Source organism: Enterobacter cloacae complex sp. SYL001, from assembly GCF_049237025.1.
GTDB lineage: Bacteria > Pseudomonadota > Gammaproteobacteria > Enterobacterales > Enterobacteriaceae > Enterobacter > Enterobacter intestinihominis.
The window spans coordinates 126,512-145,435 of record NZ_JBMKJI010000005.1 but is presented as its reverse complement, the minus strand read 5'-3'; the positions used below and the strand labels follow the sequence as shown (position 1 = coordinate 145,435).

Sequence of the window (18,924 nt, the reverse complement as noted above, 5' to 3'; positions counted from 1 at the left end):
TTTTATAACAGGCTGTTGTCCTGCATGAATAAAGGGTTTAAGCGGTATTTGAACGCGCCAGATACTTCCTCTGGACGATTTTATGGTGTCGTCTGATTTTTTTTGCGATCAGGCGTTTTTCCCAACGCCGGTGGGATTCAATGGGAATACCAATGCGCAGGCTGGCCGTCACGTTGTCTTCAACAATCCTTTTCGCGTTACAACGCTTCCCGGACAGATCGATGATCCTTATTCCTTTTTCACTCAGGATGAAGTTCCCGCCGTGCGCATCGCCGGAAATGATTTTCAGATTGTGCATTTTCTGCATACTGTGTCTGATTTCACGCTTTATGTCCGGCGTGATCGCGGGAAGAACGCGTAACTCCGGACCGGGGACATACTCAAACAACATGAGCGAGATTTTTGCGAATCTGAAAATCCGGCGTTCAGCCAGGAGATAAAAATCATTCGGGAAGGTATGACCTTGCCTGCCAGCATAGTCGATCCGCTCAATCAAATTTTCGTTGGGGTTGGGCGTAAAAAACGATTTGAAAAATTTTTCTATCCTTTTTTTCCTGGGGGAGTAAATCTTTAATACAAACTGTCCGTAGGGGGTATTCAGTAAAGAGACGTGGGTATGCGGAAGGCTTTTAAATACCATCTTAACGCTGAGTCGTTTTACATTACAGGACAATATATCGTCCAGTATTTCCAGGTATCGTGTATCGTTATTTTTATAAAAGACGTGAAAACCACGGTATTTCATTTTTGTAATCATAATAATGTGCTTAGTATGATTTTTCCACGGTGGTATTAGAACCCGTTGTGATGATACGAACTTTGTCGCCAGGGTTAAATGTCAAACCATTATTGTGCTGCACCACCTGAATAGTCTGCCCGGATTGAGTCTTGATAAGTAACTTCACTTCCTGTGCTGCCAATTCGTAAGACTGCCGGTTATGAGAAGCCGCCGCCCCGGCTGTTGCACCGGCTACCGTCATGGCGGTTTTCCCTTTGCCGTTACCGAACTGGTGACCCACTACGCCACCAATCGTGCCCGCGGTTAAGGTACGCAACGGATGATACCCTTCTCGGGTATGCGTAATAATTTGGCTCTGCAGAACCGTGCCATCCTCCACCAGCGATCGGATGCCAGCGTAACTCGCCGGACTGGTGATAGCCAGAAAGCTCAACGCGATGAGTAAATATTTTTTCATTTTAAGCCTTTCTTATACATTGAAGGTGACACTATTCTGCCCGGCGAAAAACCCTCTCCTTTAGCTAAATATGCTTTACCAGGCAAATAATTTATTTTTACACAAAACGACCATAAATTTAAAAATAAACAATTTAAAACTGGAAAGGTATATTGACTTCAATTATCAATAACGTGTTTTCCAGATACATTGTCAGAGTATTTGATTCAGACGAAGCAATATCCATTGCACAATTCTCAATAAGTACCAATCATCGTTATTAAAATAATGGTCCCTGTCCATACAGGGAAAACATCAGGAGTTATATTATGAAAAAAGTCATTCTCGCTCTGGCTTTCACTGCGGCATCATTTTCTGCATTTGCAAATCATCCGGTAGCCCGTGCGACTGCCGTCGCCTCCGCCGATCATCCTGTTGCCGTTGCGGCGGCCACCGGTGAAGGTAACCATCCTGTCGCCCGCACCACGGCGGTGGTATCTGCCGATCACCCTGTCGCCGTCGCAGCCGCAACAGACGGTAGTTATCATCCCGTCGCCCGTGCAACCGTGGTCGCTAACGCTGACCATCCGGTCGCCGCCGCGGCCGTTACAGGGCACTAATGGCGCTCTCCCCCGGCAAGGAAGCTGGGGGAAAAGTCAATGTGTCGTATGACCCTGGAAGGCCAGTTATTAAAGGTAATGAAAACACGATTCAGGCTGGTCAGGAACGGCTGAGTGCCGGAGGGTTAATGGCACGCCCTGTAGGATTCGAACCTACGACCTACGGCTTAGAAGGCCGTTGCTCTATCCAACTGAGCTAAGGGCGCACGGAGAAGAGTGTACTTCGCGGTGGTGAAACGCCTGGAATTATACGGTCAATGCGTAGTGAGTCAATGCCTTTTCCACCTTCTCTGCCGTTAATGACTAGCTGATTGTAAATACGGCTGTTTTTTCAACATTTATCCCTCTTTTACGGGCTGCGAAAAGGCTTAGCCGCTTTTAAGTAACGCCTGCTGTTTTCCTGTTTACTTCCCCTTCACACTGTCCTGCGGTATCCCGGCCGCCTGGAGGCTGGAAATGAACAGGACGACGGAGTGACAGCGCCAGACCATACAGGTTTCCCCTCGTGCGTGCAGCACATCTCACACGACATTACAGGCATCAAGCTTGAACCCATTGTCGCCCTCTCCTCTTCGCGCACGGTAGGGGCTGAAGTGCTCAGCGTGCTGTCACCGCATCAGCAAAGCGAAGGCTTTTTTCACGACTGGTCCGCCGCCCGGGCGCTTATGCTGCTGGAAGCACAGATCGCTGCGTTAAAAAAACCCTTTCCCTGCGACAACCTTTTCATAAATTTGCCGATAACCGTTCTGACCATACCGGAAATGTTCCAGCGTTTACTGCAACTTAACAGCCCACCGCTGAACATTGAACTCGTGGAGCCTGCTTCCTTCTTTTCTCTCTCAGACCCGGCACGTCTGAGGGTGAGTTGTGCGCTTCAGCAGTTGACGGCGCAAGGACATCGGATCTAGTTGGATGACATTGATGAAGCGTCAGGGCGCGCGTTTTTATCCTGCCGCATGCCGTTAAGCGGAATAAAAATCGATAAGATCGCTTTCTGGCGTTTACGTGCAACGCCAGCGCTGGCAAACCTGGTCACGCTTTGTTCAAAAATTGCTGAAAATGTACTCATAGAAGGCATTGAAACAGAAACGGATCGTAAGTTTGCGCTTCAGGCTGGCGCGCGCTTCGGTCAGGGATATTATTGGCCATCCTGGAGATGGCAGGAGGACTGAACGGTCATCGCCAAGAGGGAAGCTATGCGAATGACAGTACGCCGTTACCGGCGTCGTCGGACAGGAAGTGATTCACCGGGTTCAACGCACTCGCCTTTTGCTCTCCCATTTTTTGATCGTCTCGAATATTTGAGCCAGTCAATCAACCAGACCCGCAAAACCGATGCTCCCTTTATCGTTCTGGTCACACAGGATAACTTTTTCCGTTCCGGTTTTCTGAGCGGGCACTCTCCCCTGAGCAATTGCTGTGACTATTCCACCCTGGAAGCCGCCCTCAGCGATCTGAATCAGTGGCCTTCATCACGTCTGGTGGTAGATGTAGAAAGCCGCGCCTCGCCGCTTATTGACCTGCTGGACCGATTACGACGCCACAGCCTGTTCGCCCCCTACCTGACACCCTACCTGCTCATCCGCGCCGATGATTACGATACACGCCTGTTTTGCAAAGCGGCTGGCCCTTTTCATGTGATTGAACGGCAACTTACGCCGCGGGCGTTGCAACAAACCTTGCTGGAAACGCCGTCACCCGCCGGCCACCGGAAAGAGTGGTTTTCACGTGATGAATGGCCGATCCTGCAGGCGCTATCGCAGGGTAGCACCCTGCGACAGATTGCTCAGTTACAGAACCGCCCCTATAGCCGCATTATTTACCGTCTCAGCTGCATCCTGGCGAAACTTGGGCTGAATCATCGTCATGAGTTGCTACATCTTCTCAACAACCTTTCAGATTTCACGTATTAACGTATTCAGTAACCCCTTAATTCCTAAAGACCTTTAAGAAAATACTTAGGATATATGTTAATTTTTTGTGTTTTTTAACAAAACTTTCGATTTTATAACTATTCCTAATTCTTCATCTTAAACCATGCGAAATGCTGCCTGTACGCTAAACGAGAGTCGTTTTATCCATGCGTTAAGTTTCTGACGTTTCCGTTAACAGGATGATAATGGTGTAAAAACAAGCGATTTATCTGTAAATAAAAGCGATGAGAGGTGAAGAAAACAGCAGATAGTGCTGTTTTGACGAAGGGATCATCCTCCTGGCCTGAGGTGTTAGAAATGAGGCGATGACGCGCTAAAGAGCGGACATCAGAGGTAGCGGACAGGCGGAAAACACTTTGTCACGACCTGCGCATTGTTAACATTTGATCAACATACAGTAAGATCGTTTATTTTTTGTTATTACATAAAGATGAAACTGTGTGGTAAATGCAATATCAGGACATTTTTGCTAATTTTAAAAAGTTAGCGATTCAGATACAGAAGATAATAATCATCAATATATGGACATTAATTTACAGGCTTTTCGGACAATACTTAAACGGTATAATAAGACGTGTTTGACACGCGAATAAGAAAAATCATTTTGCCATAACAGCCTTATGAGATAACTGCGCTCAGGCATTGATATCACCACTACGTAAACAAGGATGCTTTCGCTCTTCCCAGGGATCTACCGTACAAGGATCTGCGTAATTATCCTTCCGGCTTTTCGAGAGTTTTAACAAAACTCAGCATAACGCTTTTAACAATCTGAGGCATAAAAAATGAAACCGGCATCCGTTATCATTATGGACGAACACCCTATCGTCAGAATGTCGATAGAAGTCCTGCTACAGAAAAATAAAAACATCCAGGTCAAACTGAAGTCAGGCGACAGCCACGAAGTGCTTGACTGTATACGCAACCACCCCATCGACCTGGTCATTCTCGATATCGAAATGACAGGCACGGACGGCTTCGTATTATTGAAAAGAATCAGAAACTTAAATAAAGATATTAAGATTCTCTTCCTCTCTTCGAAATCTGAAGCCTTCTACGCAGGGCGCGCCATCCGCGCCGGGGCAAATGGTTTTGTCAGTAAGCGGAAAGATCTGGGGGAAATTTATAACGCGGTGGAAATGATACTGACGGGCTATTCTTTTTTCCCGTCAGAAACATTGAGTTTTATAAACCATATAGGCTCCCGGACAGGCGCCGCTGTGGATATGCCATTATCGAATCGTGAAGTGACGGTTCTGCGATATCTGGCGAACGGATTATCTAATAAAGAGATTGCGGATCAATTATTACTTAGCAACAAAACAATTAGCGCTCATAAGTCTAATATCTTTTCCAAGCTGGGCGTACAAAGTATCGTTGAATTAATTGATTACGCGAAAGCGCACGAATTACTGTAATCCTTCCCTCTCCCTGCAACATATAACCGTTACAGGGAGAGGGGATACGATTAATTATAATTAATCATGAAAGTTGCATCGGCATCAGCCCGGCCCGGCTGCGGGTTATCCGCCGTGGCGATATAATTGGCATAAAACGACAGTTCGGCATTTCCCTGCGCATCCACGGACACCGTCTGGCTGGCCTGCTGCAACGCGAGGCGCGTTTTATCCCGGTCGAGGATCTCCACGGCCACGTTACTGGCCGCGCTGGCATCATTCAGCGCCAGCAGGCTGTTATCATGCCCGTCCATCTTCCCCGTAAATGTGATCGAAGCCGCCCCCGGCGGGCATCCGGTCAGCTTCAGGGTGAACGGTACAGGCTGCGTCCGGCTTCCCGTTGTGCGGAGCTGTTTCGTGGGCCAGGTGCCGAGCGTGACGGTTTTATTGCTGTCGTCCCCCTCCGCCACGCAGGTAAAATCCACGATATTGCCATAGAGCTGAATGTTAATTTCCCCAAGCGCCGTCTCTGCGTGCGCAGGGGAGCAAAGCGCAAAGAGCGCGACGGCTAAATACCGCATTCCGTTTCGCATACCTGCTCCTTAGTCATAGTCGACGCGTAAATAGCCGCGAGAGGTAAAACGCCCCTCGGCAGGTTTTTTACCGGTCACGCTGACGGGCCACGCGCGGATCCCCACCTGTGCCTGTGCGCTATCGTCCAGACGGAACGGGATTTTGCTGGTCAGGTTGTTCGGCGTCAGCGGTACACCATTACTGTTGGCAATCACAAAACCCACATCCGCGTTATCAGAGACCAGCGTACTGCCTGAAACCTTCTCCGCTTCAACACGCATTGTGAGCATGGCGTTCGCCTCGACGTTGGTGCATTTTATGCCGATGGTTTTGCTTTGCGCTGAGATCCCCTCCGGCTTATTTCCGATGCCCGCTTTACTGAACAGAGAGGCGCCGATGTCTCCGAAATCGAACTCCACCACATTTCCGGCATTAATCTCACAGCTCTGAGGCACCTGAATGGTCCCGCTGTAGCTGATGGTATAAACCGGCGTGGTGAGCGGATCCGTGGAGGTCGTGGTGACGTAAACCCGGAACATGATTGCCCGGGGGATCACCACCATATTGATAAAGCGTCGGGTCACCTTAAGCCGAAAGACGAGGCTGGAATCCTGTACTCCAAACGGTTTGTTTTTAGACACGTTCGGATGGCTCCCCATCTGAATGTACTTTCTGGGTGGATAGAACGTGCCAGCGTAGCTGTCGGTGATTTTCATCGCCCCGTCCAGATAGTCGTTTAGCTTCAGATACTGGTAGCCATCGCTGGTGCCTGTGACCGGGAATTCGGTCACATAGCTACGCTTGGTGGTGTTCCCGGACGTTCCCTTAGGGCAGACGGCGTTGACGCCCACCCACTGGGACTTCTCGCTGAGTGTAACAATCTGCCCCACCTGGTTATTGGAGCTGTTGAATTTATCCGTCAGGTCGTAATACACCTCCGTCGGCACGCCATTTTCATTGACGCAGACGGTGGCGAACGCCTCAGATAGCGGCAAAAATGCCAGAAGGGATAGCCCCAGATAATGGATTTTATTCACAGCGGATCCCCTTAAGTGTGATCGCCTGTTGCAGGCTCTGTTCTGGCAGGCTGTAGGGCGCACGACACTGGGACTGCTTCCCGTCTCCCCACTGAATCAGCAGTTCCCCGCTCAGCGGCAGCCCGCTCAGGTAAATCTGCCCGTCATCGCCCACCATGCTGGTTACGCCGCTCTGCGTCTCACGCACCACCGCCCCAAACGGCACAGGCTGGTTATCACGCTTAACGGTGAGCAACGCACGCACGCCGATGCGGGTGTCAAAACTGGCGCGCACCAGCGCACCGTTCGTCGGCACGACGCTGGAAACGTTATTTTCAATGTCGGTGTTGTTGCTCATGGTGTTAGTGTCGAGCGCCACGCGGTTGTAACGGTACACCGTGGCGTACGGCATCACCGCATAGCCACGCCAGTCTGTTTTGACGCCGGTCTGGTTTTCGACGCTCACGCCTGACGCGCCCGGCGCTTTGATCAAGACGTTGGTATCGCCCAGCGGCTGACTGAATGTGATGCCGTCTGAATGCCCTACCACGCCGCCGGAGAGCTGCCAGTTGAGGTCGTGCTGATCCCGCGTGTAGTTGTAGCCCACACCCAGCGTACCGTACGTTGCCTGCCAGTTGGCGCTGGCGCTGCCGCTGGCACCGTTATTGCTGGTGTGACCCTGCGTGACGCTGTAGTTCAGGTTACGATCCTGGAGCAGCGTTCCGCTGATCCCGGTCTGCCAGCTGGTATCACCGTCGCTGTTGCGGCTGGCTGAGGCCGTGGCATAGGCCCGGTCGATCGCGTTATCGCGACGGTAGCCGTGACGGGTGAACAGGCTGAACGGGACGGAGACGTTAAACGAGGCGATCCGGTCAGTTCCTTCAATGCCGACGGCCTTGTTCCATGACCAGGATAAGGCGTAGCTGACCCCTTTCACCCCGCCTGCGTAGCCGAGCTGATACCAGACGTTGGACTCGCTGGTGCCCCAGTAACTTTGCTGGCTGCCCGACACGTACACCGAGCCGTAATCGCCAAGAGACTGGGAGATATTGAGCTGGAAACGTCCTTTTTTATTCAGCGTCAGGTTGTGATAGCTCTGCACGTCCTGCACGCCGTCATCGTCCTGATCGTCGCCATACTGGTAGCCTTCCATTGTGCGCCAGGCCACATCGTCGAGGGTGTAGAAGCCTTTGGTCGAGTAGCGATAGCCCAGCAGCTGGAAGTTGGTGCCGAATCCGTTAAGGGATTTTGCGTACAGGAACCGCAGGGACTGCCCTTCATGGCGGCTGTCATCGGCAAGCTGGCTGCGGGCATGGGTGAGGTCAAGTGACACCGCCCCCCAGTCACCGAGGTTTTTTCCCGCGCCAATGGCGATGGCGGTATAGCGCGAGGCCAGCTGCGTTCCGCCGTACAGCGTGTAGCCGTCGGCAAGACCCGCAATCATCGTACCCTGAGTAAAGAACGGCGTGTCCTGCTCGCTGTTGCCGCTGCGATAGTCCCCTGCCACCAGATCGTATTTCCAGCGTCCTTCACGCTGAAGCAACGGAACGGTGGAATACGGGACGGTGTAGCGCTGCTGGCTGCCGTCCTTCTCTTCCACCGTCACCTCCAGGTCACCGCTTGAGGAGGTCGGGTTAAGGTCAGTTATCGCAAAAGCCCCCGGCTGTACATAGCTTTGGTAAATCACGTATCCGTTCTGGCGGATCACCACTTTGGCAGGGGTGCGGGCGATTCCGCGTACGGTAGGCGCGTAGCCTTGCAGGCTGTCCGGATACATGCTGTCGGACGAATAGAGCCGACCACCGCGAAAACCGACGCTGTCGAAGACATCGTTACCGGTGTTGCTGTCGCCGAGCACCAGCTCGCTTTTTAGCGGAATGACCGTACGCTGCGCCCAGGTGCCAATATTTTGCCAGCTGCTGTGCCGCTGGCCGTTGCTTTCGGTATAACGCCACGCGCCGTTATTGCGTAATCGCCAGGCGCCATAGTTCAACCCGCTTTGCAGGTTCAGATAGTAGCTGTCGTCGTCGCTGCCCCGGTTGCCGGTGAAGCTGTAGTTCAGCAGCGCGGCGGGGATGCCTTCATCCCACTGTTCAGGCGGAATATACCCGCGGGCGCTGTTTTGCATCGCCACCTGAGGCAGACTGACGTTAAGGCGCAAGGAGGCGAAGTTGAACGCCGTTTCGCTGCCCGGAATAGCCGTGGTGAGCGGAACGCAGGTCTCGCCCTGCACGTTGCTCAGTTCCGGGAAGGCGGCGATATTGACGCCAAAGCGATCGAGCATCGCGCGCGTAATGCACGGCGACAAACCGCCCGCGACCGGCGGCGTGTTGTCGGCTTGCTCAAACCGCACGTCCTGGGTGCCGATAAACTCATCGTTACGCCAGATATCGACGCGATAGACGCCCGGTGCCTGCTGGTGGCCTTTCTCAAAACGCGACAAATCCGCCACGTTCGCCGCGTCATCGGAGAGAAACGCCGGGTTAAAGTAGCTTTCACCCCAGCCAGCGTGTGGCCAGAGCGTTGCCATCAGTGCCAGCGCAACCGGGCAGTAACGCCATTGAGTGTTCATCGCCCTGTCTCTGCTCACAGGCTGACGCTACGCGCCGGCGTAATGGCACCGTAGTCATTCACACTCTGCCAGGAGAGCGTGCCGCTCGCTGCGGCAGGCAGCACCTGCTGCGCCGAGCTTTTAGGGGCAACCATCAGGTTCTCCAGCGTCTGACCGCCGAGCTTCAGATTGACCAGCGTGACGTAATACGGCGAGGCATTGCTCACCTTAAGATGGTTGCCGACGCGCTCAAAACGCAGCTGTGAGAGCGCCTCTTCCGGCGGCATCGCCAGGTTAGCCGGGCGAACAAACAGCTTGATGCGTGACAGAATGGCCAGTTGCAGGACGTTGTTGCCGTCCTGATGTTTTTTGCTGACGGAGGGAATCGCTTTGACGTTCATGTAAAAGAGTGATTCGCGATCGGCAGGCAGCGCCGGGCCTGCGTAGATAATGCGCAGGGTGTTTTCGCTGGCCGGCTCGCTGACAAACAGCGGCGGCGTGACGGCAAAGGTTTTTTCCTTTTGCCCGTTGGCATTTTCTATCCACGCGTTAATTAAATAGCGCTCTTGTTTATTGCTGTTGGTGATCGCCAGCGACGTTTGTTTTGCATCGGCCGGATAAATAACGCGCGTCGCGCCCAGCGCAATTCCGCCGGATGCATTCGCGCTGGCAGAAACCATCATCAAAATAAAAGTTAAAAACAGTCCAGGTTTAATCAGGGTGTTCATCACAACCGTACCTTTAATAATTAGTTCGCAGGCGTCAGGGATAAATCAACGTAAACCAGACATTCGACTGAATAGTGTCTGGTACAAGGTGTTCGGAAATAGCCCGGTAGCGGGCGCTGAAATGAAATACCAGCTCGCGGGTGTTAATGGGTAACCAGCTCACTGCCGTCGCGTTCGGGATGATCTGACGTTGCTGTTCGTCAAAAAGCGCCAGTCCGACACCACTGCTGACCGCATTTTCCCCCGGCCGCGATGTCGCCAGGAAAACCTGCGGGTCTTCTGCCGGTGTCACTCCCTGGAACTGGATCCCCACGGTGCGGGAGACGTCCACGCTGCAATCCAGCAGACGTACGGTGAAAGGCACATTAACCGTGGAAAAGCTGCCGACGCCGGAAAAGGCGTTTGTGCGGTATTGCCCCATATCCACGCGCATATTCTGGCTGTCCGGGGCCACGGCGCAGCCGCCGTTAACCAGCTCTCCCCTGAGGTGTACTTTGCCGCCGTCTATGACAACGGTATGTGCGTTTACCGCTGAGGCAATCGCAAGGGCACACAGCAGTATCCCAGTCCTTGTCATCCTTCGCTCCCGGTATAGGCGATCAAAAGACCTCTTCCCTGAGGCCAGCCACATCCCTGTACTCAGGCATTACTCGTATTTCATTACGAATGTTGCGTCCGCGTTTGCCTGGCCTGGCGCGGTGGTCGCCGCCGTGGCTTTATAGCGCGCGGTGAAGTTCAGGGTGTTAGTCCCTTCAATCAGGTTCTGCGCCGCAGAGAAGGTTGCACCGTCCGGGGTCAGCGTGGAGGATTTGCTGTCGAGGATCTCAATGCCTACGCCCTTCGCGGAGTTGTCGTTGTTACCGGAGCTTACCGCCAGCAGCGTTTTGTCGGTGGCGTCGATTTGGCCGGTAAACGCGACAGCAGCGGTTTTCGCTACCGCAGGATCGCAGTCGTTCAGTTCGATGGTGAAGGGAATATTGGAGGTGGTGTCACCCACTTTAGTGAATTTCGCGGTACGGTACTGGCCGAGATTAACCGTCTGCTCTGAAGAGTCAGTATTCACTGAACACGCGGCATTCACTAATTCACCTTTAAAATGCACCGTACCACCGTTTACAGATACAGGTGCTACCGGATCTTCTGCGTGAGCGGCACCCGCGACCAGGGCCAGAGTTGCAATAACAGTAGAAGCAATGTTGCTGAGTTTCATGTCTATTCCTTTAAAATGTAAATAACCCTTCCCGCGCATATTCGGGAATAAGAAATACGTTCAATTAAAAAATTGAAGGCTTATTTCGGAGAGGACAAAGTAGCTCAGGAATCTATTTTGTAATATGTCAAAACGCTGCCATTTTGCCAGGTCACATCCTAATCGCCTCTAAGAAATTGACCATGCCCTGAGAAGGGGTTTTGCGGGCCATCGATGAAATCTCGTAAAGGGTGACTGACAGCGGCGCTCGCTTCTGACAAAATACAGGTAATCCCCCCTTTCTAACGTTACAGACGGAATCTTCTCTCTGATGGCAGCAAAGATTATTGACGGTAAAACGATTGCGCAGCAGGTGCGCTCTGAGGTTGCGGAAAAAGTGAAGGCGCGTAAAGCTGCCGGAAAACGCGCTCCAGGGCTGGCCGTAGTGCTGGTTGGCAGCAACCCGGCCTCGCAAATTTATGTCGGCAGCAAACGCAAAGCGTGTGAAGAGGTGGGGTTCGTCTCCCGCTCTTACGATCTGCCGGAAACCACCAGCGAAGCGGAACTGCTGGAACTGATTGACACCCTGAATGCCGATAAAGAGATCGACGGCATTCTGGTTCAGCTGCCGCTGCCTGCGGGCATCGACAACGTGAAGGTGCTGGAGCGTATCGCGCCGGACAAAGACGTTGACGGTTTCCATCCGTATAACGTGGGCCGCCTGTGCCAGCGCGCGCCGCGCCTGCGTCCGTGCACCCCGCGCGGCATCGTGACGCTGCTGGAGCGTTATAACATCGACACCTATGGCCTGAACGCCGTGGTGATTGGCGCCTCCAACATCGTGGGCCGCCCGATGAGCATGGAGCTGCTGCTGGCGGGCTGCACCACCACCGTCACCCACCGCTTCACCAAAAACCTGCGTCATCACGTCGAAAACGCCGATCTGCTGATCGTTGCGGTCGGCAAGCCGGGCTTTATTCCGGGCGAGTGGATCAAAGAGGGCGCAATCGTCGTGGACGTGGGTATTAACCGTCTGGAAAACGGCAAAGTGGTTGGCGACGTGGTGTATGAAGATGCCGCAGCGCGCGCCTCCTATATTACTCCGGTCCCGGGCGGCGTAGGCCCGATGACGGTAGCAACACTGATTCAGAATACCTTGCAGGCGTGCGAGGAGTATCACGACGTAGAGGACGCGTAATCATGGCAACTTTTTCTTTAGGTAAACATCCGCACGTTGAGCTGTGCGATCTGCTGAAGCTGGAAGGCTGGAGCGAAAGCGGTGCGCAGGCGAAAATCGTCATCGCCGACGGGCAGGTAAAAGTAGACGGCACGGTGGAAACCCGCAAGCGCTGCAAAATTGTCGCGGGCCAGACCGTGAGCTTTGCAGGTCAGAGCGTGACCGTGACGGCCTGAGCTGTCTGATGCCCTCACCCTAACCCTCTCCCACAGGGAGAGGGGATAAACATCCCCTCACACCCATCACGGTTAATTATCGATCAACTTCAAATAATCACTATTCCCTCTGGCGAAACGTGAAAATTATGTTGCGCGATTTTCAGACTTTCCCCACGATAAGTAGAACGTTCTACTAAAACGTTCTACTTACAATAACAGCGCGAAAAAAGCGCTACTCGGGGGGGAAATCAGCATGAGTCTGATATCAGGGTTTGTTAAATCGCTGTCTAAGTTATCGATGATTGGTCGCGCCTTAATGCTGCCGATTTCACTGCTTCCCGCTGCGGGCCTGCTGCTGGCCTTCGGCGATAAGTTCCACCTGCCGCTGATGATGAACGCCGGCGGGGTTATCTTTGATAACCTGCCGATGCTGTTCGCCATCGGCTCTGCCGTCGGTCTGGCTTCGGAATCCGGCATTGCGGCACTCTCTGCGGCGGTCTCGGTGTTTGTCACCAACATCACCATCAGCACCGTGCTGAGCATTACGCCGGAAATGGCCTCCCAGGGCGGGAAATACGCCATGGTCGTCGGCATTCCGACGTTGCAAATGGGCGTCTTTGGCGGCCTGATCTGCGGTATTCTCGCGGCCTGGTGCTACAACCGCTTCCACACCATGCAACTGCCGGAATTCCTCGGCTTCTTCTCCGGGAAGCGTTTTGTGGCGATTGCGACGGCATTTCTGTCGTTCCTGCTCGGCCTGCTGCTGCCGTACGTGTGGCAGCATATTCAGTCCGGGATCGACGCCCTGTCCGTGGTGGTGAACGGCGATAACCAGGCGGCCTCGACCTTTATCTTCGGGCTGGTGGAGCGCGCGTTGATCCCGCTCGGCCTGCACCACATCTGGTATCCCTCCTTCTGGTATTCGTTCGGGGATTACACCACCCAGGCGGGTCAGGTGATCCACGGCGACCAGACCATCTGGTTCAAGATGCTCGAAGAAGGGGTGAAATCCTTCAGCAGCGATACCTACCAGAACGCCGGGAAATTCATGCAGGGCGAGTTCCCGCTGATGCTGTTCGCGCTGCCTGCAGCGTGCCTTGCGATGTACCATGAAGCGCATACGAAGAATAAGAAAATTGCGGCCGGTATTCTCTTCTCCGCCGCCCTCACCTGCTTCCTGACGGGCATCACCGAGCCGGTAGAGTTCACCTTTATCTTCGTGGCGCCAATCCTTTACGTCTTCAACGCCATCATGGCGGGCCTGGCGTACATGACCATGTACCTGCTGCATGCGCACATCGCCAAGTCGTTCTCGGCGGGCTTTATCGACTACCTGTCGTTCGGGATCCTGCCGTCGTTTAACGGCTATCAGACCAACTTCCTGAGCGCCATTATCATCGGTATCCCTATGGCCCTGATTTACTACTTCACGTTCCGCTTCGTGATCCGCCGTTTCGACGTGAAAACGCCGGGCCGCACCGAAGTGACCGCCAGCGCGAATGACAAGTCCGATTCCGAACTTGCCACCGAAATCATCGGCCTGCTGGGCGGTGCGCAGAACATTGATTCTGTCGGCTCCTGCATCACGCGTCTGCGTCTGGAAGTGGCGAAGAGCGAAGCGGTGGACCGGGACGGGCTGAACGGGCTGGGCGCGCGCGGCGTGGTGTTTGTTGGCGACAACGGGATACAGGTGATTTTCGGGGCCAGAGCACAGTTTATCGCCCAGACCATGTCCACGATGATTGGCAAATAATAAGATGCCTGAAGGAGGCGTCTCCTGTACGCTGGGGTACGCCTCTTATCTGGCTGATAATCGGTAAATTTCAGGGAGCGGTTTTGAAGAAAGTCAGCATTATTGATGTTGCAAAGCATGCGGGCGTGTCGGTTTCTACCGTGTCGCTGGTGCTGCGCCAGAAAGGGAAAATCTCAGAGGCGACGATCGGGAAGGTCAATGCCGCCATCACAACGCTGGGCTATGTTCATAACGTCGCCGCTGCCAACCTTCGCGCCAACACCTCCAACTTAATCGGCCTGATCCTGCGGGACTTCAGCGACAGCTTTTCCATCAAAGTGATGGCGAGCATCGTTCAGGAGCTGGAGAAACAGGGTTATATGGTTTTTCTCGGTCAGCCGCTGAACGACGACGAACATCTTGAGCGTACCCTGCTCTCATTTAAGCAGCAGGGCGTGGCGGGCGTCATCTATCTGGCGTCGGACACCCGCGCCGCCTCTCTCCCGGAACACATTCGCCAATGCCCGCTGCCGCTTGTGGCGGTTTCGCAGTCGTTGCTGGAAGAGAAATGCAATCTGGTGATGCGCGATAACCGCCAGGCGGCGAACCTGGCCGCGCGTTATCTTATCGAGCGCGGGCACCGCACCATCGCCTACATGGGCGGGCGCGACGGGTGCCGTATTCGCGAGCAGCGCCTGCTCGGTTTTCGCAGCGCGATGACGCAGAACGGCCTGGTCTGGCGTGAGGAATATTCTCCCGCCTGCACCGATGATACGCAGGCGGCGGCCATGGCGACTCGCCAGCTGCTGGAGAAGAACAACACGATTACCGCCCTGCTCTGCCATTCGCCGGACGCGATGATCGGTTCGATCTCCGGCATTCACCAGGTGGGGCGCACGGTGGGCAAAGACGTGTTTTTAACCCAGCAGGTGGCGCTGATTGGCTTTGAAGATATGCTCCACGTAAACCTCACGTCGCCGTCACTGACTTACGTTTCGTCTGCCAGCGAAGAGACCGGCCGCCAGGCGGCAGGGCTGATGATCCGCAGGCTGAAGGAGCCGGATCTGCAAACGCAGCGTATTACCCTCTCCGGCCAGCTTATCGCGCGGGAATCGGCGTAAATTCAGAATTTAGCATGGGTCTTATAGCGCGTGATGACTGCTATATTTCCATGATTTGCCATGGATAAATGCAATGCCTACCGTTATCACCCACGCTGCCGTACCTCTGTGTCTGGGCTTAGGGCTCGGAACCAAAGTCATCCCACCCCGCCTGCTGTTTGCCGGGATCGTCCTCGCCATGCTGCCTGACGCTGACGTACTGGCGTTTAAATTCGGTGTCGCCTACGGGAATATTTTCGGCCACCGCGGTTTCACTCATTCGCTGCTGTTTGCCTTGGTAGTGCCCATACTTTGCGTGCTGGCTGGGCGTCGATGGTTCCGGGCCAGCCTGTCGCGCTGCTGGCTGTTTTTAACCGTGTCGCTGCTGTCGCACAGCCTGCTGGATTCGATTACCACCGGCGGGAAAGGCGTCGGCTGGCTGTGGCCCTGGACAGATGAGCGCTTCTTTGCACCGTGGCAGGTGATTAAGGTCGCGCCGTTTGCACTGTCGCGCTATACCACGCCGTACGGGCATCAGGTGATTATCTCGGAACTGCTGTGGGTGTGGCTGCCGGGAATCGTGCTGATGGGAGTATTATGGTGGAAGAAGAGAAGGTAAAAAAAACCGGGTGGCGGCTACGCCTTACCCGGCCTACTTTCACCTGTAGGCCCGGTAAGCGTAAGCGCCACCGGGCATTACGGACTTACTTACGACGCCAGGTGGTGCCCTGCGGGCCGTCTTCCAGAATAATACCCATCTCGGTCAGACGGTTACGCGCCGCATCCGCCGCCGCCCAGTCTTTCGCCTGACGCGCTTCCAGACGCGCTTTAATCAGTGCTTCAATTTCCGCTACTTCACCGTCGTCCGCCTGCGCGCCGCTTTGCAGGAACACGTCCGGCTCCTGCTCCAGCAGGCCGAGCACGGAAGAGAGCTTACGCAGATGCGACGCCAGCGCATTCGCCGCCGCCATATCTTCTGACTTCAGGCGATTCACCTCACGCGCCATGTCGAACAGCACGGAGTAGGCTTCCGGCGTGTTGAAGTCGTCGTTCATGACCTCAACGAAGCGGGCTTCGAACGCCTCGCCGCCAGCGGCCGGAACAGACCTGTCGGTGCCGCGCAGTGCGGTATACAGACGCTCCAGCGCAGCGCGCGCCTGCTTCAGGTTCTCTTCGCTGTAGTTCAGCTGGCTGCGATAGTGGCCGGACATCAGGAAGTAGCGCACGGTTTCCGCGTCGTAATACTTCAGCACGTCGCGCACGGTGAAAAAGTTACCCAGCGATTTCGACATCTTCTCGCGGTCAACCATCACCATCCCGGAGTGCATCCAGTAGTTCACGTACTCGCCGCCGTGAGCACAGGTGGACTGCGCGATTTCGTTTTCGTGGTGCGGGAACATCAGATCCGAACCGCCGCCGTGAATGTCGAAATGGTTGCCCAGCTGTTTGCAGTTCATCGCGGAACATTCAATGTGCCAGCCCGGACGCCCTTCGCCCCACGGGGATGGCCAGCTCGGTTCGCCCGCTTTGGACATCTTCCACAGCACGAAGTCCATCGGATTACGCTTCACGTCAACCACGTCCACGCGTGCACCGGCCTGGAGCTGGTCCAGATCCTGGCGGGAAAGCGCACCGTAGGTTGGGTCCGTCGGCACCGAGAACATCACGTCGCCGTTGTCCGCCACATAGGCGTGACCGCGCTCGATCAGCTTTTGGGTGATCTCAATGATTTCATGAATATGGTGGGTCGCACGCGGCTCGCTATCCGGGCGCAGAATATTCAAGGCATCAAAATCCTTGTGCATTTCGGCGATCATGCGATCCACCAGCGCGACAAAGCTTTCGCCATTTTCATTAGCACGTTTAATGATTTTGTCGTCGATGTCGGTGATGTTGCGCACATACTTCAGGTTATAGCCCAGGAAGCGCAGGTAGCGGGACACCACGTCGAACGCGACAAAGGTACGGCCATGGCCGATATGACAGAGATCGTAAACCGTAATACCACACACGTACATGCCGACTTCCCCGGCATGGATAGGTTTAAATTCCTCTTTTTGGCGCGTCATTGTATTAAAGATTTTTAACATCGAAGATTCCATGTAAACACGTGTGTGGATTGTTTGTTCCTTATAATACCCATAATTCGGAGCACGGTCAGCACACAATGCAAGGTGATCGTGTCCTGTGGTTATGCTATAACAAGCCCCTATATGTGACCCGAGCACGGGTTGACGCACCACAATAACGGAACAGGATGCAAAAATGGTTACTTTCCACACTAATCATGGCGATATCGTAATCAAAACCTTTGATGACAAAGCGCCTGAAACAGTTAAAAACTTCCTGGACTACTGCCGCGAAGGTTTCTACAACAACACTATTTTCCACCGTGTGATCAACGGCTTTATGATCCAGGGCGGCGGTTTCGAGCCTGGCATGCGCCAGAAAGAGACGAAAGAAGCGATCAAAAACGAAGCGAACAACGGCCTGAAAAACACCCGCGGTACGCTGGCAATGGCCCGTACTCAGGCCCCGCACTCTGCTACCGCACAGTTCTTCATTAACGTGGCGGACAACGACTTCCTGAACTTCTCTGGCGAAAGCCTGCAAGGCTGGGGCTACTGCGTATTCGCAGAAGTGGTTGAAGGCATGGACGTGGTCGACAAGATCAAAGCCGTTTCTACTGGCCGCAGCGGTATGCACCAGGACGTTCCTAAAGAAGACGTTGTGATCACAAGCGTGACCGTCAGCGAGTAATTCGTGGCGACACTCTTTATTGCGGATCTGCATCTGCAAACAGAAGAACCGGCGATAACCGCCGGTTTTCTGCGTTTTTTACGCGGTGAAGCGAAAAGCGCCGATGCGCTGTACATTCTGGGTGACCTGTTTGAGGCCTGGATAGGCGACGACGATCCGAACCCGCTGCACCGTGAGATGGCAGCGGCCATTAAAGCGCTGGTGGATTCCGGCGTCCCCTGCTATTTCATTCACGGCAACCGTGATTTCCTGATCGGCCAGCGCTACGCCCGCGAGAGCGGCATGACGCTGCTCCCGGAAGAGCAGGTGCTTGACCTCTATGGCCGCAATATTCTGATCATGCACGGCGACACGCTCTGCACTGACGATACCGGCTACCTGGCGTTTCGCGCCAAAGTTCACACCCCGTGGATCCAGAAAGTGTTCCTCGCCCTGCCGCTGTTTATTCGCAACCGCATCGCCGCCAGAATGCGCGCGGGCAGCAAGGCCGCCAACAGCAGCAAATCGATGACCATCATGGACGTCAACCCGCAGGCGGTGGTGAACGTGATGGAGAAGCATCGCGTTCAGTGGCTGATCCACGGCCATACCCATCGTCCCGATGTGCATTCCCTTATCGCCAACGGCGAGCCCGCCCATCGCGTGGTTTTAGGCGCCTGGCACAGCGAAGGATCGATGGTCAAAGTCACGCCGGAAGGTGTGGAACTGATCGCCTTCCCGTTTTAACCCTCCTCGTTTTTTCGCTCATTTCCCG

At 54.2% G+C, this 18,924-nt stretch carries 19 protein-coding genes, 1 tRNA gene and 1 pseudogene; 11 read left to right on the top strand and 10 right to left on the bottom strand.

Translation table 11 applies throughout. The features are described from left to right. Positions 1–37: 37 nt before the first annotated feature. Together ACOTZP_RS08020 and ACOTZP_RS08015 are read right to left on the bottom strand one after the other, a co-directional pair. The gene (locus ACOTZP_RS08020) at positions 38–757 is read right to left on the bottom strand and encodes a lipopolysaccharide core heptose(II) kinase RfaY (protein ID WP_171932198.1); all 720 of its coding nucleotides are present in this window, start codon (positions 755–757) and stop codon (positions 38–40) included. Positions 758–767: 10 nt separating this feature from the next. Next, on the bottom strand, positions 768–1,196 hold the full coding sequence (locus tag ACOTZP_RS08015; RefSeq protein ID WP_045621279.1) for a glycine zipper 2TM domain-containing protein: 429 nt from the start codon (positions 1,194–1,196) through the stop codon (positions 768–770). A gap of 308 nt (positions 1,197–1,504) precedes the next feature. Here ACOTZP_RS08015 and ACOTZP_RS08010 point away from each other — a divergent pair, with 308 nt between their 5' ends. Beyond that, positions 1,505–1,795: a hypothetical protein gene (locus ACOTZP_RS08010; protein ID WP_022647314.1), complete on the top strand. Its 291-nt coding sequence runs from the start codon at positions 1,505–1,507 to the stop codon at positions 1,793–1,795. 129 nt (positions 1,796–1,924) lie between these two features. Here the strand turns inward: ACOTZP_RS08010 and ACOTZP_RS08005 are convergent. Beyond that, positions 1,925–2,001: transfer RNA gene (locus tag ACOTZP_RS08005), tRNA-Arg, on the bottom strand. A gap of 303 nt (positions 2,002–2,304) precedes the next feature. Between ACOTZP_RS08005 and ACOTZP_RS08000 the strand changes: the two are divergent. The 3 genes and pseudogenes from ACOTZP_RS08000 (at position 2,305) to fimZ (ending at position 5,147) form a co-directional block, all read left to right on the top strand. Further along, positions 2,305–2,967 (top strand): annotated as a pseudogene (locus ACOTZP_RS08000) (EAL domain-containing protein). A 24-nt stretch (positions 2,968–2,991) separates the two neighbouring features. Then, positions 2,992–3,708 carry a response regulator transcription factor gene (locus ACOTZP_RS07995; RefSeq protein ID WP_023305615.1) on the top strand — a complete coding sequence of 239 codons (717 nt, stop codon included), beginning with the start codon at positions 2,992–2,994 and terminating at the stop codon, positions 3,706–3,708. Positions 3,709–4,514: 806 nt separating this feature from the next. After that, positions 4,515–5,147 (top strand): fimbria biosynthesis transcriptional regulator FimZ, encoded by a 633-nt coding sequence (fimZ, locus tag ACOTZP_RS07990; RefSeq protein WP_022647311.1) that lies wholly within the window; start codon positions 4,515–4,517, stop codon positions 5,145–5,147. 50 nt (positions 5,148–5,197) lie between these two features. Here fimZ and sfmF read toward each other — a convergent pair whose 3' ends face one another. From sfmF to fimA, 6 genes are all read right to left on the bottom strand, one after another. After that, on the bottom strand, positions 5,198–5,719 hold the full coding sequence (gene sfmF / locus ACOTZP_RS07985; protein ID WP_023299488.1) for a fimbria assembly protein: 522 nt from the start codon (positions 5,717–5,719) through the stop codon (positions 5,198–5,200). A gap of 9 nt (positions 5,720–5,728) precedes the next feature. Then, the gene (gene fimH, locus ACOTZP_RS07980; protein ID WP_022647309.1) at positions 5,729–6,736 is read right to left on the bottom strand and encodes a type 1 fimbria D-mannose specific adhesin FimH; all 1,008 of its coding nucleotides are present in this window, start codon (positions 6,734–6,736) and stop codon (positions 5,729–5,731) included. Further along, the gene (locus tag ACOTZP_RS07975) at positions 6,729–9,287 is read right to left on the bottom strand and encodes a fimbrial biogenesis usher protein (RefSeq protein WP_032624720.1); all 2,559 of its coding nucleotides are present in this window, start codon (positions 9,285–9,287) and stop codon (positions 6,729–6,731) included. The genes fimH and ACOTZP_RS07975 overlap by 8 nt, the downstream gene beginning before the upstream one ends. 14 nt (positions 9,288–9,301) lie before the next feature. Beyond that, a complete protein-coding gene (fimC, locus tag ACOTZP_RS07970; protein ID WP_022647307.1) occupies positions 9,302–9,994 on the bottom strand; it encodes a type 1 fimbria chaperone FimC in 693 nt (230 codons plus the stop codon). Positions 9,995–10,028: 34 nt separating this feature from the next. Further along, the gene (fimI, locus tag ACOTZP_RS07965; protein ID WP_421633683.1) at positions 10,029–10,571 is read right to left on the bottom strand and encodes a type 1 fimbrial protein subunit FimI; all 543 of its coding nucleotides are present in this window, start codon (positions 10,569–10,571) and stop codon (positions 10,029–10,031) included. 69 nt (positions 10,572–10,640) lie between these two features. After that, entirely contained in the window at positions 10,641–11,204 is a 564-nt protein-coding gene (gene fimA, locus ACOTZP_RS07960; protein ID WP_022647305.1) for a type 1 fimbrial major subunit FimA, read from the bottom strand. 310 nt (positions 11,205–11,514) lie between these two features. On the opposite strand from fimA, the gene folD reads away from it, so the two are divergent. The 5 genes from folD (at position 11,515) to ACOTZP_RS07935 (ending at position 16,029) form a co-directional block, all read left to right on the top strand. Beyond that, the gene (folD, locus tag ACOTZP_RS07955; protein ID WP_008499332.1) at positions 11,515–12,381 is read left to right on the top strand and encodes a bifunctional methylenetetrahydrofolate dehydrogenase/methenyltetrahydrofolate cyclohydrolase FolD; all 867 of its coding nucleotides are present in this window, start codon (positions 11,515–11,517) and stop codon (positions 12,379–12,381) included. 2 nt (positions 12,382–12,383) lie between these two features. Beyond that, a complete protein-coding gene (ybcJ, locus tag ACOTZP_RS07950; protein WP_022647303.1) occupies positions 12,384–12,596 on the top strand; it encodes a ribosome-associated protein YbcJ in 213 nt (70 codons plus the stop codon). Positions 12,597–12,831: 235 nt separating this feature from the next. After that, on the top strand, positions 12,832–14,331 hold the full coding sequence (locus ACOTZP_RS07945) for a PTS transporter subunit EIIC (protein ID WP_003858916.1): 1,500 nt from the start codon (positions 12,832–12,834) through the stop codon (positions 14,329–14,331). Between the two features lie 83 nt (positions 14,332–14,414). Then, complete coding sequence (gene malI / locus ACOTZP_RS07940) at positions 14,415–15,431, top strand: Mal regulon transcriptional regulator MalI (RefSeq protein ID WP_271074473.1); 1,017 nt, start codon at positions 14,415–14,417, stop codon at positions 15,429–15,431. Between the two features lie 73 nt (positions 15,432–15,504). Next, a complete protein-coding gene (locus ACOTZP_RS07935) occupies positions 15,505–16,029 on the top strand; it encodes a metal-dependent hydrolase (RefSeq protein ID WP_271074472.1) in 525 nt (174 codons plus the stop codon). Positions 16,030–16,114: 85 nt separating this feature from the next. Here ACOTZP_RS07935 and cysS read toward each other — a convergent pair whose 3' ends face one another. Further along, complete coding sequence (cysS, locus tag ACOTZP_RS07930) at positions 16,115–17,500, bottom strand: cysteine--tRNA ligase (RefSeq protein ID WP_022647300.1); 1,386 nt, start codon at positions 17,498–17,500, stop codon at positions 16,115–16,117. Positions 17,501–17,675: 175 nt separating this feature from the next. Between cysS and ppiB the strand changes: the two genes are divergently transcribed. Together ppiB and lpxH are read left to right on the top strand one after the other, a co-directional pair. Beyond that, positions 17,676–18,170, top strand: coding sequence for a peptidylprolyl isomerase B (ppiB, locus tag ACOTZP_RS07925; RefSeq protein ID WP_000256009.1), 495 nt, complete (start codon positions 17,676–17,678; stop codon positions 18,168–18,170). Between the two features lie 3 nt (positions 18,171–18,173). Next, a complete protein-coding gene (lpxH, locus tag ACOTZP_RS07920; RefSeq protein WP_022647299.1) occupies positions 18,174–18,896 on the top strand; it encodes a UDP-2,3-diacylglucosamine diphosphatase in 723 nt (240 codons plus the stop codon). The last annotated feature ends 28 nt before the right edge of the window (positions 18,897–18,924 follow it).